Source organism: Lactobacillus delbrueckii subsp. delbrueckii DSM 20074 = JCM 1012 (assembly GCF_001433875.1).
Classification (GTDB): domain Bacteria; phylum Bacillota; class Bacilli; order Lactobacillales; family Lactobacillaceae; genus Lactobacillus; species Lactobacillus delbrueckii.
In genome coordinates this window covers 1-13,849 of sequence record NZ_AZCR01000007.1, presented here as the reverse complement: position 1 = coordinate 13,849, position 13,849 = coordinate 1, and the positions used below count along the sequence as shown (strand labels likewise).

Genomic DNA, 13,849 nt, shown 5'->3' with positions numbered 1-13,849 from the left:
CACACTAGGCTGCATTGCCACAGTGGTTGTGCAGGGAATTTTCGCCGAGCTAGTCATCTTTTAAAGAAGACGTATAGGAGGTAATTAGATGGCAAATGAAAAGATTCGTATTAGACTAAAGTCTTACGAACATAGCATTCTTGATGAATCAGCTGCTAAGATTGTGGGCACTGCGAAGAGAACTGGTGCTGAAATCTCAGGTCCAGTTCCGCTTCCAACTGAAAGAACTTTGTTCACTGTTCTGCGTTCACCACACAAGAATAAGGACTCACGTGAACAATTCGAAATGCGGACCCACAAGCGCCTGATCGACATCTTGAACCCAACCCCTAAGACGGTTGACTCATTGATGAAGCTCGATCTGCCAAGCGGCGTAGACATCGAAATCAAGCTTTAATTTTTAGATAGAAAGAGGTGTAATCATGACCAAAGGAATCTTAGGAAGAAAAGTTGGCATGACTCAAATCTTCACTAAAGATGGTGTTCTTGTGCCAGTAACTGTTATTGAAGCAACTCCAAACGTTGTTATGCAAGTTAAGACTGTAGAAAACGACGGTTACGAAGCTGTACAATTGGGCTACCAAGACAAGCGTGAAGTTTTGAGCAACAAGCCAGAAAAGGGTCATGCTGATAAGGCAAAGACTTCACCTAAGCGCTTCATTCGTGAACTCCGCGGAGTAGAGCTTAGTGACTACGAAGTCGGCTCAGAAGTTACCGTGGAGACGTTCAAGGAAGGTGACGTTGTCAACGTTACTGGTACTTCAAGAGGTCATGGCTACCAAGGTAACATCAAGCGCCACCACCAATCACGTGGTCCTGAAACTCACGGTTCCCGTTACCACAGAATTCCGGGTTCAATGGGTTCAATCATCAACCGCGTGCCAAAGGGCAAGAAGTTGCCAGGTCACATGGGTGTGAAGACTGTTACTATTGAAAACTTAGTAGTAGAAAAAGTTGTTGCAGACAAGAATGTTTTGATGATCAAGGGTAACGTGCCAGGTGCCAAGAACTCATTGATCGTTGTTAAGTCATCTGCAAAGGCTAGCAAGTAGGAAGGAGGACTCAAATGGCTAATTTCAAACTTATGGATCAAAACGGCAACAACGCTGGTGAAGTAACTTTAAACGATAACGTGTTTAGCGTCGAACCAAACGAAGCTGTTGTCTTTGATGCAATCATCAGACAAAGAGCTGGCAAGCGTCAGGGTACCTCTAAGGTGAAGAACAGATCTGCCGTTCGCGGTGGTGGTAAGAAGCCTTGGAGACAAAAGGGTACTGGTCGTGCTCGCCAAGGTTCAATCCGTGCTCCGCAATGGCGCGGCGGTGGTGTTGTCTTTGGGCCTACTCCACGTTCCTACGCTTACAGCATGCCAAGAAAGCAACGCCGGCTGGCTATCAAGTCTGTCTTGTCACAAAAGCTCCTTGACCAAAACTTGGTAGTTCTGGACAAGCTGACTCTGGACGCTCCTAAGACTAAGGACTTCGTTGCAATCTTGAACGGCTTGAAGCTTGAAGGCAAGGTTCTGGTTGTTTCAGACGACAAGAACGTACAACTTTCAGCCAAGAACCTGCCAAAGGTTAAGGTTGTTCCAGTTAACGGCTTGAACGTTGAAGACGCCGTTAACTACGACAAGCTCGTTTTGACTCAAGACGACGTTAAGAAGATTGAGGAGGTATTGGCTTAATGGACGCACGTGACATTATCTTAAGACCTGTTATCACTGAAAAGTCAGCCGACTTGATGGACAGCAAGAAGTACACTTTCGACGTGGCCTTAACTGCTACCAAGCTTCAAGTTCGCGACGCTATTGAAGAAATCTTCGATGTTAAGGTTAAGAGCGTGAACATCATGAATGTTCGCGGCAAGGAAAAGCGCGTAGGCCGCTACACTGGCAAGACTGCCCGTCGCAGAAAGGCAATCGTTGCTTTAACTGAAGATTCAAACGACATCAAGATTTTCAAAGACGAAAACAACGAATAAATCAAGTAATTAGGAGGTCAGTCAATTGGCTATTAAAGTTTACAAGCCAACATCAAACGGTCGTCGTAATATGACTTCTTCTGACTTTGCAGAAATCACTAAGTCAAAGCCTGAAAAGACTTTGCTTGCTTCTAAGTCAAAGACTGCAGGTCGTAACTCATACGGTCGCATTACTGTAAGACACCGTGGTGGCGGTCACAAGCAACAATACCGTATCATCGATTTCAAGCGTACTAAGGACAACGTTAAGGCTAAGATTGTCGCAATCGAATACGATCCAAATCGTTCAGCAAACATAGCCTTGTTGCACTACACTGATGGTACTAAGGCTTACATCTTGGCTCCTAAGGGCTTGACTGTAGGTTCATGGGTAGAATCAGGCGCAGATGCCGATATCAAGGTTGGTAACGCATTGCCACTGAAGAATATCCCAACTGGTACTGAAGTTCACAACATCGAACTTAAGCCGGGCAAGGGTGGCCAAATCGCACGTAGTGCTGGTACTTCAGCTCAAGTTTTGGGTGTTGACGGCAAGTACACTCAAGTTCGTCTGCAATCCGGCGAAGTTCGTGAAATCCTTTCAGAATGCCGCGCTACTATCGGTGCTGTCGGTAACGAACAACACTCACTGATCAACATCGGTAAGGCTGGTCGTTCACGTTGGATGGGCAAGCGCCCACAATCCCGTGGTTCTGTAATGAACCCTAACGATCACCCACACGGTGGTGGTGAAGGTAAGGCACCTGTCGGCCGTCCACAGCCAATGACTCCATGGGGCAAGAAGTCACGTGGTATTAAGACTAGAGACAGCAAGAAAGCTAGTGAAAAGTTAATCATCCGTCACCGTAAGGGTCGTAAGTAAGAGAAGGGGGTAATTAAATGAGCCGTAGTATTAAAAAGGGTCCTTTTGCAGATGCCCATCTTTTGAAGAAGGTTGAAGAGCAACAAGCCGCGGAAAAGAAGCAAGTTATCAAGACTTGGTCACGTCGTTCAACTATTTTCCCTTCTTTCGTGGGGTTGACTATCGCTGTTTACGACGGTAGAAAGCACGTTCCAGTTTTCGTAACTGAAGACATGGTTGGTCACAAGCTGGGTGAATTCGTGCCTACTAGAACCTTCCGCGGCCACAAGGCTGACGACAAGGCATCCAAGTAATAAGGAAGGAGAAACAATTAAATGGCAGAACAAATTAGTTCAGCTAGAGCTGAAGCAAGAACTGTTCGTATCGCCCCAAGAAAAGCTCGTCTCGTTGTAGACTTGATCCGGGGTAAGAGCGTTGCTGAAGCATTGGCAATTTTGAAGTTTACGCCAAAAGCTGCTTCCCCAATCGTTGAAAAGGTTTTGCGTTCAGCAGTTGCTAACGCAGAACACAACTATGATCTTGAAAGTGCAAACCTTTACGTATCAGAAGCATATGTTAACGAAGGTGCTACTTTGAAGAGATTCCGTCCACGTGCCAAGGGTTCAGCTTCTCCAATCATGAAGAGAACTAGCCACGTAGTTGTTGTTGTTTCAGAATTGAACGATTAAGGGAGGTATTTGAATGGGTTCAAAGATTAACCCAATTGGTTTCCGTCTTGGTGTTAACCGCGACTGGGAAGCTAAATGGTACGCTGCTAGAGGCTACAAGGAAACTTTAAACGAAGACCTTCGGATCAGAAAGTTCCTCGATGAAAAGTTGAAGGATGCCTCCGTATCTACCGTTGAAATTGAACGTGCTGCTAACCGTGTAAACATTGCTATCCACACTGCTCGTCCAGGTATGGTTATCGGTAAGGGCGGCGCTGAAGTTGAAACCTTGAACAAGGAAATCAACGCTTTGACTAACAAGCAAGTTCATATTAACATTGTTGAAATCAAGAAGCCTGATCTCGACGCTAAGCTTGTTGCTGACGGCATCGCTCGTCAACTTGAAGCTCGTATCGCTTTCCGTCGTGCCAGCCGTCAAGCTGCACAACGTTCAATGCGTGCCGGCGCCAAGGGTATCAAGGTACAAACTGCAGGCCGTTTGAACGGTGCTGACATAGCTCGCCGTGAATGGCACACTGAAGGCAGTGTTCCACTTCATACTTTAAGAGCTGACATCGACTACGCATGGGTAAACGCATTTACTACCTACGGCGAAATCGGTGTTAAGGTTTGGATCAACCGTGGCGAAATTTTGCCAGGTCGCAAGAATCAACCTGCAAAGCGTTCAAAGGGAGGTAAGAAGTAATGCCTTTAGTACCAAAGCGTGTAAAACACCGTCGTGAATTCCGTGGTAAGATGCGTGGTGCTGCCAAGGGTGGCAAGACTGTAGCATTTGGTGAATACGGTCTTGAAGCACTTGAATCCCACTGGATTACTAACCGTCAAATCGAAGCTGCCCGTGTTGCGATGACTCGTTACATGAAGCGTGGTGGTAAGGTTTGGATCAGAATCTTCCCTCAAAAGTCCTACACTGCTAAGGGTGTTGGTGTACGTATGGGTTCCGGTAAAGGTGCACCAGCAGGTTGGGTAGCTGTAGTTAAGAGAGAAAAGATCATGTTCGAAATTGGGGGCGTTTCAGAAGAAACTGCTCGTGAAGCAATGCGACTCGCAGCAAGCAAGCTTCCAATTAAGTGCAAGTTCGTGAAGAGAGAAGACCAGGAAGCAGGTGGCGCAACTAATGAAGACTAAGGAAATCAGATCATTATCAACTGATGAATTGTTGGCAAAGGAAAAGCAATACAAGGAAGAATTGTTCAACTTGCGTTTCCAACAAGCTACCGGTCAATTAGAAAACACCGCTCGCTTGAGCCAAGTCCGTAAGAACATCGCTCGGATCAAGACTATCTTGAGCGAAAAAGAACTAGAACAAAACTAGTGGAAGGGAGATACTAACTTGAGCGAATCAATCGAAAGAAACCGCCGCCATGTTTACCAAGGCCGTGTCGTTTCCGACAAGATGGATAAGACTATCGTTGTTGTAGTTGATACTTACAAGAACCACCCAGTTTACAGCAAGCGTACTCGTTACTCAAAGAAGTACTACGCTATGGATGAAAATAACGAAGCCAAGGTAGGCGACATCGTTCGTATCATGGAAACCCGTCCATTATCACGTACTAAGCGTTTCCGTTTAGTTGACATTGTTAAGAAATCTGTTTAATTTACGGATTAGCTAAGGGAGGATTTAATAGTGATTCAAACTGAAACTCGTTTGAAGGTAGCTGACAACTCCGGTGCACGTGAATTGCTTGTTATCCGCGTTATGGGCGGGTCAAAGCGTAAGACCGGTAACATCGGTGACATCGTTGTCGCGGCTGTTAAACAAGCAACGCCAGGTGGTGTTGTAAAGAAGGGTGACGTCGTTAAGGCTGTTATCGTAAGAACCAAGTCAGGCGCTCGTCGTGAAGACGGTTCATACATCAAGTTTGACGAAAACGCAGCAGTTATTATCAACGCTGACAAGAGCCCTCGTGGTACTCGTATTTTCGGGCCAGTTGCACGTGAACTTCGTGAAGGGGACTTCATGAAGATCGTTTCACTTGCCCCTGAAGTATTGTAAAAGGAGAGTTGCGCGAATGTTCGTTAAAACTGGTGACAAGGTAAAAGTTATTGCCGGCTCAGAAAAAGGCAAGGAAGGCACTGTCCTTTCCGTAAACGTTAAGAAGAACCGCGTGGTTGTTAAGGGCGTTAACATGATCAAGAAGGCTACCAAGGCTTCAGCTTCTAACGCTAACGGCGGTGTGGTTGAAACTGAAGGTTCAATCCACGCTTCTAACGTTAAGGTTATTGCCAAAGCTGAAAGCAACAAAGATTAATTAGGGAAGGAGGACACTAATGGCTAATAGTTTTGCAACTAAGTACAACGAAGAAATCGTTCCTGCATTGACCAAGAAGTTTAACTACACTTCAAGCATGCAAGTACCAAAGATCGACAAGATCGTTTTGAACATGGGTGTTGGTGACGCCGTTGCCAACGCAAAGAACCTGGACGAAGCTGTTGAAGAATTGACTCTGATCTCTGGCCAAAAGCCACTGATTACCAAGGCCAAGAAGTCAATCGCCAACTTCCGTTTGCGTGAAGGTATGTCTATCGGTGCTAAGGTTACCCTTAGAGGCGACAGAATGTACGACTTCCTGAGCAAGCTGATCAACGTATCTCTTCCACGTGTTCGTGACTTCCGCGGTGTTTCAACTCGTTCATTTGACGGCCGGGGCAACTACACTCTGGGTGTTAAGGAACAATTGATCTTCCCAGAAATCGACTTCGATAAGGTTAACCGCACTAGAGGTTTGGATATCGTTATCGTAACTACTGCGCAAACTGATGAAGAAGCTCGTGAACTTTTGACTCAATTTGGCATGCCATTTGCTAAGTAATTTGGAGGACATACATGGCTAAGACATCACAAAAGGTAAGAAATCACCGTCCTGCAAAGTTTTCTTCACGTGAATACACTCGCTGCGAACGTTGTGGGCGTCCACACTCTGTTTACCGCAAGTTTGGTTTGTGCCGCATTTGCCTGAAGGAATTGGGACACAAAGGTCAAATTCCTGGTCTTAAGAAGGCCAGCTGGTAAATCGGTAAGGAGGATAGCATAGATGGTATTGACTGACCCAATCGCAGACTTTTTGACTAGAATCAGAAACGCCAACATGGCTAAGCACGATTCAGTAGAAATTCCTGCATCAAACATTAAGAAGTCACTTACAGAAATCTTGAAGCAAGAAGGTTTCATCCGTGACTACGAAGTAACTGAAGATGGTAAGCAAGGCGTAATCAAGATTACCTTGAAGTACGGTCCAAACGGTGAACGTGTTATCTCCGGTTTGAAGCGTATCTCCAAGCCAGGCTTGAGAAACTACGTTTCGGCTGACAACCTGCCAAAGGTTTTGAACGGTTTAGGTATCGCCATTGTTTCTACTTCAGCTGGTGTCCTTACCGACAAGGAAGCTAGAGAAAAGAACGTCGGCGGCGAAGTTATCGCTTACGTTTGGTAATTCTGACAGGAAGGAGAACAATTAATGAGCCGTATTGGTTTAAAGGTAATTAACGTCCCTGAAAGTGTCACTGTTACCAAGAATGGTAATGAAATTACTGTTAAGGGCCCAAAGGGTGAATTGACTAGGGAATTCGACCCACGCATCAAGTTCGAACAAGAAGACGGAGTAATCCGCTTCAGCCGTTCAAACGAAAATGACAAGGCTATCCACGGCACTATGAGAGCCAACTTGGCTAACATGATCGAAGGTGTCGTAAATGGCTACAAAAAGGAATTGAAGCTGATCGGTGTCGGTTACCGTGCAGTTGCCAAGAACAATGTCTTGACTCTGAACGTTGGCTACTCACACCCAGTTGAAATGAAGGCTCCAGAAGGCGTTACTGTGACTACCTCATCAGCAACTGACGTTACTATTGAAGGTATCTCAAAGCAAGTAGTCGGCCAATTTGCTGCGGAAATTCGCGCCGTACGTTCACCTGAACCTTACAAGGGTAAGGGTATCCGTTACGCTGATGAAGTCGTTCGCCGCAAGGAAGGTAAGACTGGTAAGTAATAGAAAATAAATTTTGAGGTGAAATTGTGATTTCAAAACCAGATAAAAACAAGTTGCGCTTAAAGCGCCACAGACGTGTTCGCGGTAAGATTTCTGGTACTGCTGAGCGCCCACGCTTGAGTGTTTTCCGTTCAAACACTAACATCTACGCTCAATTGATTGATGACGTAGCGGGTGTCACGCTTGCAAGTGCCTCAACTTTAGATAAGTCCGTTTCAAAGGATGCTACCAAGGTGGAACAAGCTCAAGCAGTTGGCAAGGCCATTGCTGAAGCTGGTAAGGCCAAGGGCATCACTAAAGTTGTCTTCGACAAAGGTGGTTACATCTACCATGGTCGTGTAAAAGCTTTGGCTGATGCAGCTCGTGAAAACGGCTTAGAATTCTAGGAAAGGAGATTAACATATGGCAAACCGAAACGATTCAAAAAATCGTAGAAACAAGGACGACATCGAAGATCAATTGGTCGCTATCAACCGGATTACCAAGGTTGTTAAGGGTGGTCGCCGTCAAAGATTTGCTGCCTTAGTTGTCGTTGGTGACAAGAAGGGTCACGTTGGCTTTGGTACTGGTAAGGCAACTGAAGTTCCAGAAGCTATCCGTAAAGCAGTCGAAGCCGGCAAGAAGAACATGATCTCAGTTCCAACTGTTGGTACTACTATTCCTCACGAAGTACTTGGCCACTACGGCTCAGGTAACGTTCTGCTTAAGCCAGCTGAAGCCGGTTCAGGTATTGCAGCTGGTGGTGCCGTACGTATCGTTATGGAAATGGCTGGTATCGACGACGTTACTTCCAAGTCTTTGGGTTCAAACACTCCAATCAACGTTATCCGGGCCACTATCGATGGTCTGCAAAAGTTGAAGACTCGCGAAGACGTTCTGAAGCTTCGTGAATCAGCTAAGAGCTTGCAAGATTAGGGAGATTATAGATGACAGATTTAAAGATTACTTTAATTAGAAGTGTTGCCCACCGTCTGCCTGAACAAAGAAAAGTTGTTAAAGCTCTCGGCTTAGGCAAGATCAACAGTACTGTTGTCCAACCAGACAACGCTGCAACTCGTGGCGCGCTGATGAAAATCGCTCACTTAATTTCTGTTGAAGAAGTTAACAAATAAATCAAGGAGGGTCCAATTTAATGAAACTTAATGAATTACACCCATCCGAAGGTTCACGCCACGCTAGAAAGCGTGTCGGCCGTGGTACTTCAAGTGGCTTCGGTAAGACTTCAGGTCGTGGTCAAAAGGGTCAACACGCACGTTCCGGCGGTAACACCCGTTTAGGTTTTGAAGGTGGTCAAATGCCATTGTTCAGAACTATGCCTAAGCGTGGTTTCAAGAACATCAACCGCAAGGAATACGCAATTGTTAACCTTGCAGATTTGAACAAGTTCGAAGAAGGCAGCGTAGTTGACTTCGAAGCTTTGAAAGCTAAGGGCTTGGTTAAGAAGCAATTGTCAGGTGTCAAGGTACTTGGCAACGGCGACTTGAACGTTAAGTTGACTGTAAAGGTTAACAAGGTTTCTGAAGCTGCTAAGAGCGCGATCGAAGCAGCTGGTGGCACTGTAGAGGTGATCTAATGTTTTCAACCTTGAAGAACGCCTTCAAGGATAAGGAAATTAGAAATAAGCTTTTCTATACCTTGTTTATCCTTGTAATTTACCGACTTGGTGCAAATATTACAGTTCCGGGGATAAATGCGAAGGCTCTGACAACAGTTGCTAATACGGGACTTGTTTCCGTGTTAGATACGGTTTCCGGTGGTGGCTTGGACAACTACTCCATCTTCTCATTGGGGGTATCACCATATATCACTGCGCAAATTGTTATCCAACTGTTGCAGATGGACATCGTACCAACGCTTGTCGAATGGGGCAAGCAAGGGGAAGTTGGCCGGCGCAAAACCAACCAGGTTACCCGGTATTTAACGCTGTTTGTTGCTTTTGTCCAGAGTGTGGGAATTACATTAGGTTTTAACGCCTTGTCTTCCTTCGGTCTGGTTAAGACGCAAACTTGGCAAACCTACTTCGAAATCGGTATGATCATGACAGCTGGTACCTTCCTGTTAACTTGGCTGGGTGATGAAATTACCGATAAGGGTTTAGGCAATGGGGTTTCAGTAATTATCTTTGCTGGGATCATTGCCCGTCTGCCAGGCGGACTTTACCAAGTCTTCCAAGATCAGGTGATCAACAACAGTGCAAGTGATCGCTGGCAAGGAGTTGCGTTCTTCGTTGCGCTTATTGTCGCAATTTTATTGGTAACGAAATTCGTTACCTGGGTTGAACAAGCTGATCGTCGTATTCCGATTCAATATACGAGAAGAGCGACGACCAGTGGATCAGAAAGTTTTCTACCATTAAAGGTTAACGTCTCCGGCGTTATTCCAGTTATCTTCGCCAGTTCGTTCATCGTTACGCCAGCCACGATTTTGATGGCTTTCCAAGGCAAGTACGGCGACACGACTTGGTATCAGGTCTTATCGAATATCTTTAGCTTGCAGACGACCCCTGGTGCAATTATCTACACCCTTTTGATCATTCTATTTACTTTCTTCTATGCCTTCGTTCAGGTAAATCCTGAGAAGCTGGCGGAAAACTTACAAAAGCAGGGTGCATATATTCCTAGCGTGTGGCCAGGTAAGGACACTGAGAAATATATGAGTTCAATGTTGCTGAAGCTTTCAACAGTCGGGTCCGTATATCTGGGGTTGGTTGCTTTGCTTCCACAGCTTGCAACCAACATCTGGGACCTGCCAAGTTCAATTGGCTTGGGTGGGACCAGCTTGTTGATTGTTATCGGGGTTGTTCTGGAATTGTCACGGCAAATCAACGGTTTGTTGATGAAGCGTGAATATGCCGGATTTATTAGATAGGTGAAAAAATATGATTAATTTGATTCTTCTTGGTCTGCCAGGCGCAGGCAAGGGTACTGCATCTGAACAAATCGTTGACAAGTATCACTTGGCTCACATTTCAACCGGTGATATGTTTAGAGAAGCTATGGCTAACAAGACTCCAGTAGGCTTGGAAGCCAAGTCTTACATCGACAAGGGCGATTTGGTTCCAGACGAAGTAACTGCTAAGTTGGTTGAAGAACGTCTCGGTCAAGACGACGTTAAGAATGGTTTCATTCTTGACGGTTTCCCGAGAACGACTAACCAGGCAGAATTGCTCGACGAAATCACTACCCGCTTGAACAAGCAGCTGACCAACGTCATCGCAATCGATGTCAAGGAAGAGACTTTAATCGATCGTTTATCTGCACGGTTCATGTGCAAGAATTGCGGCGCAACTTACAACAAGTTCTCAAAGAAACCTAAGGTCGAAGGGACTTGCGACCGCTGCGGCGGCCACGAGTTCTATCAACGTGAAGACGACAAGCCTGAAGTTGTCAAGAACCGGCTGGAAGTTAACGAAAAGATGAACGCTCCATTGAAGGAGTACTATGACAAGAAGGGCTTGCTCGCTACTGTAAACGGCGAACAAGCACCTGAAAAAGTTTTTGCAGATATCGACGCTATCCTGAGCAAGGATTAGCCAAAAGAATTTGCAAATTTTTTCGAACATGTTATAATTTCGAAGTATGACTGTTTTGACTGCGGAGGGGCAACTTTGGCAAAAGATGATGTCATTGAAGTAGAAGGTAAGGTAGTTGATACCTTACCTAATGCTATGTTTAAAGTCGAATTGGAAAACGGTGCCACTATTTTGGCTCACGTTTCCGGCAAGATCAGAATGCACTACATTCGGATCCTGCCTGGCGACCGGGTCACTGTGGAGCTGTCTCCATATGACTTGACTAAAGGTAGAATTACGTATCGGTTTATTAAATAAAAACGGAGGCAAACATGAAGGTTAGACCATCTGTTAAGCCAATGTGCGAACATTGCAAGGTCATTAAGAGACATGGTCGTGTTATGGTTATTTGCCCTGCAAATCCAAAGCACAAGCAACGTCAAGGTTAATTTTAGAAAGTAGGAGGTGCATTTTATGGCACGTATCGCTGGTGTTGACTTACCAAGAGATAAAAGAGTTGTTATCGCTTTAACTTACATTTACGGTATCGGTGAACACACTGCACAAGAAATCTGTGCAGCAGCCGGTGTATCTGAAGACATTCGTTCAAAGGACTTGACCCCAGAACAACAAGAAAAGCTTCGTGTAGAAGTCGACAAGTACCGTGTTGAAGGTGACTTGCGTCGTGAAGTAAGCATGAACATTAAGCGTCTTGTTGATATCGGTTCATACCGTGGTATCCGTCACCGTCGCGGTCTTCCAGTTCGTGGTCAAAACACCAAGAACAACGCACGTACTCGTAAGGGTGCTAAGAGAAGCCGTTAATCCAAAAATAATATAAGGAGGTTTATTGATGCCTGCAAAGAAAACTGCTCATAAGCGTCGTGTGAAGAAGCACGTTGAAAGTGGCGTGGCTCACATTCACTCAACGTTTAACAACACTTTAGTTATGATTACTGACGTTCAAGGTAACGCCGTGGCTTGGTCTTCAGCTGGTGCTTTGGGTTTCAAGGGTAGCCGTAAGTCTACTCCATTTGCTGCGCAAATGGCTGCTGAAGCTGCTGCTAAGAGCGCAATTGACCAAGGTATGAAGCACATCGAAGTATCAGTTAAGGGCCCAGGTTCTGGTCGTGAATCAGCAATTCGTGCTCTGCAAGCTGCTGGTCTGGAAATCACTTCAATCCGTGACGTTACTCCAGTACCTCACAACGGTTCTAGACCACCAAAGCGTCGTCGTGTTTAATAAAATCTTACTTTGAGACGTGCGTTTTGAAAGGGGCCCAGTAATGATTGAATTTAAAAAACCAAATATTACCGTCGTGGATCAAGAAGACAGTTACGGTAAGTTTGTCGTTGAACCGCTGGAGCGTGGGTTTGGTACTACCTTAGGTAATTCACTGCGTCGGGTTTTGCTGACTTCTGTCCCAGGGACCGGTTTGGTGAAGGTGAAGATCGATGGTATCTTGCACGAATTCACTACTGTTCCCGGTGTTAAAGAAGACGTAACCAAGATCATCTTGAACCTGAAGAAGCTTGTACTCCGGGCCTACACTGAAGAAGTAAAGACGATCGAACTCGATGTTGAAGGTCCAGCTACGGTAACTGCTGAAGATTTGAAGGCTGATGCTGATGTTGAAGTCTTGAATCCTGACCAATACATTTGTACCATCGCTCAAGGTGGCCACCTGCACATGTGGATTGATGTCTGCAACGGCCGGGGCTACGTACCAGCCAGCGAAAACAAGACTGATGAAATGTTCATCGGCGACATTCCAGTTGACTCACTTTTCTCACCAATCGAAAAGGTCAACTACCAAGTTGAATCAACCCGGGTTGGTAAGAGAGAAGACTTTGACAAGCTTACCCTGGAAATTTGGACAAATGGTTCAATCGCTCCGAATGACGCCCTCAACTTTGCCGCCCGTGTTCTGGTCGAACACTTCAAGGTCTTCGAATCAGCTGACGCTGCTGCCGAAATCGGCGAAGTTATGGTAGAACAGGAGAACGACCAAAAGGAAAAGAAACTCGAAATGACTATCGAGGACCTGGACCTTTCAGTTCGTTCATACAACTGCTTGAAGCGGGCTGGCATCAACACCTTGCAAGACTTGACTGTTAAGTCAGAAGCAGAAATGATGCGGGTACGCAACCTGGGACGTAAATCATTGGAAGAAGTTAAGAATAAATTGGCAGACCTAGGTCTTTCACTTCGTCAAGAAGACTAGTCTGCAATAAAGGAGGCACATTAATGTCATACCGTAAATTAGGTTGGGACAGTAGTCAAAGAAAAGCTATGCTCCGTGAAATGACTACCCAATTGATCATTAACGAACGCATCGTCACTACTGAAGCTCGCGCTAAGGAAGTACGTCGCACTGCTGAAAAGATGATCACTTTGGGCAAGCGCGGTGACTTGGCTGCAAGAAGAAAGGCTGCTGCTTTTGTACGTAACGAAATCGCTGATATCCACGAAGAAGGCGACGAAGTAGTTGTTAAGTCAGCACTTCAAAAGCTCTTCAGCGACGTAGCTCCTCGTTACAAGGACCGTAACGGTGGTTACACCCGGATCATGAAGCTGGCAGTTCCTCGTAAGGGTGACGCAGCTCCTATGGTAGTTTTGGAATTGGTTTAATTCTCAAGCTGCAAATTTAATACTTTTTGAAATTATTCATGAAAGTGAGAATAAGCGCGATGATGATGGGGAAACCTTAGTCTAGCTTAGATGGTTCGATATCATCCCTCTTCATGGATGATTTTTTTGGTTCAGTATAAATTCTTGTGTAAATAGAAAATAGGCAACAAAAAAAGAAGGGTTGTCCCTTACAATGTTAATAA

General features: G+C 45.4%; 29 protein-coding genes. All 29 read left to right on the top strand.

The window, feature by feature from the left end; all coding sequences use genetic code 11:
- The first annotated feature begins 88 nt into the window (after nt 1-88).
- The 29 genes from rpsJ (at nt 89) to rplQ (ending at nt 13,646) form a co-directional block, all read left to right on the top strand.
- Complete coding sequence (gene rpsJ, locus FD23_RS02380; RefSeq protein ID WP_025895485.1) at nt 89-397, top strand: 30S ribosomal protein S10; 309 nt, start codon at nt 89-91, stop codon at nt 395-397.
- A gap of 25 nt (nt 398-422) precedes the next feature.
- Nucleotides 423-1,052, top strand: coding sequence for a 50S ribosomal protein L3 (gene rplC, locus FD23_RS02375; RefSeq protein WP_002878214.1), 630 nt, complete (start codon nt 423-425; stop codon nt 1,050-1,052).
- Nucleotides 1,053-1,066: 14 nt separating this feature from the next.
- A complete protein-coding gene (gene rplD / locus FD23_RS02370; RefSeq protein ID WP_002878213.1) occupies nt 1,067-1,684 on the top strand; it encodes a 50S ribosomal protein L4 in 618 nt (205 codons plus the stop codon).
- Nucleotides 1,684-1,980: a 50S ribosomal protein L23 gene (rplW, locus tag FD23_RS02365; protein ID WP_002878211.1), complete on the top strand. Its 297-nt coding sequence runs from the start codon at nt 1,684-1,686 to the stop codon at nt 1,978-1,980. The genes rplD and rplW overlap by 1 nt, the downstream gene beginning before the upstream one ends.
- Nucleotides 1,981-2,005: 25 nt before the next feature.
- The gene (gene rplB, locus FD23_RS02360; protein ID WP_025895486.1) at nt 2,006-2,842 is read left to right on the top strand and encodes a 50S ribosomal protein L2; all 837 of its coding nucleotides are present in this window, start codon (nt 2,006-2,008) and stop codon (nt 2,840-2,842) included.
- A 17-nt stretch (nt 2,843-2,859) separates the two neighbouring features.
- Entirely contained in the window at nt 2,860-3,135 is a 276-nt protein-coding gene (rpsS, locus tag FD23_RS02355) for a 30S ribosomal protein S19 (protein WP_025895487.1), read from the top strand.
- Nucleotides 3,136-3,156: 21 nt separating this feature from the next.
- Nucleotides 3,157-3,510, top strand: a complete 354-nt coding sequence (gene rplV, locus FD23_RS02350; RefSeq protein WP_002878207.1) for a 50S ribosomal protein L22 — start codon at nt 3,157-3,159, stop codon at nt 3,508-3,510.
- 13 nt (nt 3,511-3,523) lie between these two features.
- Nucleotides 3,524-4,195 carry a 30S ribosomal protein S3 gene (rpsC, locus tag FD23_RS02345; protein ID WP_002878206.1) on the top strand — a complete coding sequence of 224 codons (672 nt, stop codon included), beginning with the start codon at nt 3,524-3,526 and terminating at the stop codon, nt 4,193-4,195.
- The gene (gene rplP / locus FD23_RS02340; RefSeq protein ID WP_002878205.1) at nt 4,195-4,638 is read left to right on the top strand and encodes a 50S ribosomal protein L16; all 444 of its coding nucleotides are present in this window, start codon (nt 4,195-4,197) and stop codon (nt 4,636-4,638) included. The genes rpsC and rplP overlap by 1 nt, the downstream gene beginning before the upstream one ends.
- Nucleotides 4,628-4,825: a 50S ribosomal protein L29 gene (gene rpmC, locus FD23_RS02335; RefSeq protein WP_002878201.1), complete on the top strand. Its 198-nt coding sequence runs from the start codon at nt 4,628-4,630 to the stop codon at nt 4,823-4,825. The genes rplP and rpmC overlap by 11 nt, the downstream gene beginning before the upstream one ends.
- An 18-nt stretch (nt 4,826-4,843) precedes the next feature.
- On the top strand, nt 4,844-5,110 hold the full coding sequence (rpsQ, locus tag FD23_RS02330; RefSeq protein ID WP_002878196.1) for a 30S ribosomal protein S17: 267 nt from the start codon (nt 4,844-4,846) through the stop codon (nt 5,108-5,110).
- Nucleotides 5,111-5,140: 30 nt separating this feature from the next.
- A complete protein-coding gene (gene rplN, locus FD23_RS02325; protein ID WP_002878195.1) occupies nt 5,141-5,509 on the top strand; it encodes a 50S ribosomal protein L14 in 369 nt (122 codons plus the stop codon).
- A gap of 16 nt (nt 5,510-5,525) precedes the next feature.
- Entirely contained in the window at nt 5,526-5,765 is a 240-nt protein-coding gene (rplX, locus tag FD23_RS02320) for a 50S ribosomal protein L24 (protein ID WP_002878194.1), read from the top strand.
- Nucleotides 5,766-5,784: 19 nt separating this feature from the next.
- Nucleotides 5,785-6,327, top strand: coding sequence for a 50S ribosomal protein L5 (gene rplE, locus FD23_RS02315; RefSeq protein WP_025895488.1), 543 nt, complete (start codon nt 5,785-5,787; stop codon nt 6,325-6,327).
- A 14-nt stretch (nt 6,328-6,341) separates the two neighbouring features.
- Complete coding sequence (locus FD23_RS09120; protein ID WP_002878192.1) at nt 6,342-6,527, top strand: type Z 30S ribosomal protein S14; 186 nt, start codon at nt 6,342-6,344, stop codon at nt 6,525-6,527.
- Between the two features lie 22 nt (nt 6,528-6,549).
- On the top strand, nt 6,550-6,948 hold the full coding sequence (gene rpsH, locus FD23_RS02310) for a 30S ribosomal protein S8 (RefSeq protein ID WP_025895489.1): 399 nt from the start codon (nt 6,550-6,552) through the stop codon (nt 6,946-6,948).
- 24 nt (nt 6,949-6,972) lie between these two features.
- The gene (gene rplF, locus FD23_RS02305) at nt 6,973-7,503 is read left to right on the top strand and encodes a 50S ribosomal protein L6 (protein WP_002878187.1); all 531 of its coding nucleotides are present in this window, start codon (nt 6,973-6,975) and stop codon (nt 7,501-7,503) included.
- Nucleotides 7,504-7,529: 26 nt separating this feature from the next.
- Nucleotides 7,530-7,889 (top strand): 50S ribosomal protein L18, encoded by a 360-nt coding sequence (gene rplR, locus FD23_RS02300; RefSeq protein WP_025895490.1) that lies wholly within the window; start codon nt 7,530-7,532, stop codon nt 7,887-7,889.
- Nucleotides 7,890-7,905: 16 nt separating this feature from the next.
- Nucleotides 7,906-8,418 (top strand): 30S ribosomal protein S5, encoded by a 513-nt coding sequence (gene rpsE, locus FD23_RS02295; protein ID WP_025895491.1) that lies wholly within the window; start codon nt 7,906-7,908, stop codon nt 8,416-8,418.
- An 11-nt stretch (nt 8,419-8,429) separates the two neighbouring features.
- Nucleotides 8,430-8,615 (top strand): 50S ribosomal protein L30, encoded by a 186-nt coding sequence (rpmD, locus tag FD23_RS02290; RefSeq protein WP_002878183.1) that lies wholly within the window; start codon nt 8,430-8,432, stop codon nt 8,613-8,615.
- Nucleotides 8,616-8,635: 20 nt separating this feature from the next.
- Nucleotides 8,636-9,076, top strand: coding sequence for a 50S ribosomal protein L15 (gene rplO, locus FD23_RS02285; RefSeq protein ID WP_002878182.1), 441 nt, complete (start codon nt 8,636-8,638; stop codon nt 9,074-9,076).
- Nucleotides 9,076-10,371 (top strand): preprotein translocase subunit SecY, encoded by a 1,296-nt coding sequence (secY, locus tag FD23_RS02280; protein WP_003620853.1) that lies wholly within the window; start codon nt 9,076-9,078, stop codon nt 10,369-10,371. Before rplO ends, secY begins: the two co-directional genes overlap by 1 nt.
- Before the next feature lie 10 nt (nt 10,372-10,381).
- On the top strand, nt 10,382-11,035 hold the full coding sequence (locus FD23_RS02275; RefSeq protein WP_002878179.1) for an adenylate kinase: 654 nt from the start codon (nt 10,382-10,384) through the stop codon (nt 11,033-11,035).
- A 75-nt stretch (nt 11,036-11,110) separates the two neighbouring features.
- Nucleotides 11,111-11,332, top strand: a complete 222-nt coding sequence (gene infA, locus FD23_RS02270; protein WP_002878178.1) for a translation initiation factor IF-1 — start codon at nt 11,111-11,113, stop codon at nt 11,330-11,332.
- Between the two features lie 14 nt (nt 11,333-11,346).
- On the top strand, nt 11,347-11,463 hold the full coding sequence (rpmJ, locus tag FD23_RS09115) for a 50S ribosomal protein L36 (RefSeq protein ID WP_002878160.1): 117 nt from the start codon (nt 11,347-11,349) through the stop codon (nt 11,461-11,463).
- 25 nt (nt 11,464-11,488) lie between these two features.
- Nucleotides 11,489-11,839 (top strand): 30S ribosomal protein S13, encoded by a 351-nt coding sequence (gene rpsM / locus FD23_RS02265; RefSeq protein ID WP_025895492.1) that lies wholly within the window; start codon nt 11,489-11,491, stop codon nt 11,837-11,839.
- 28 nt (nt 11,840-11,867) lie between these two features.
- Nucleotides 11,868-12,257: a 30S ribosomal protein S11 gene (gene rpsK, locus FD23_RS02260; RefSeq protein ID WP_011543643.1), complete on the top strand. Its 390-nt coding sequence runs from the start codon at nt 11,868-11,870 to the stop codon at nt 12,255-12,257.
- A gap of 43 nt (nt 12,258-12,300) precedes the next feature.
- Nucleotides 12,301-13,239 (top strand): DNA-directed RNA polymerase subunit alpha, encoded by a 939-nt coding sequence (locus FD23_RS02255; RefSeq protein ID WP_025895493.1) that lies wholly within the window; start codon nt 12,301-12,303, stop codon nt 13,237-13,239.
- Between the two features lie 23 nt (nt 13,240-13,262).
- A complete protein-coding gene (gene rplQ / locus FD23_RS02250) occupies nt 13,263-13,646 on the top strand; it encodes a 50S ribosomal protein L17 (RefSeq protein WP_002878136.1) in 384 nt (127 codons plus the stop codon).
- The last annotated feature ends 203 nt before the right edge of the window (nt 13,647-13,849 follow it).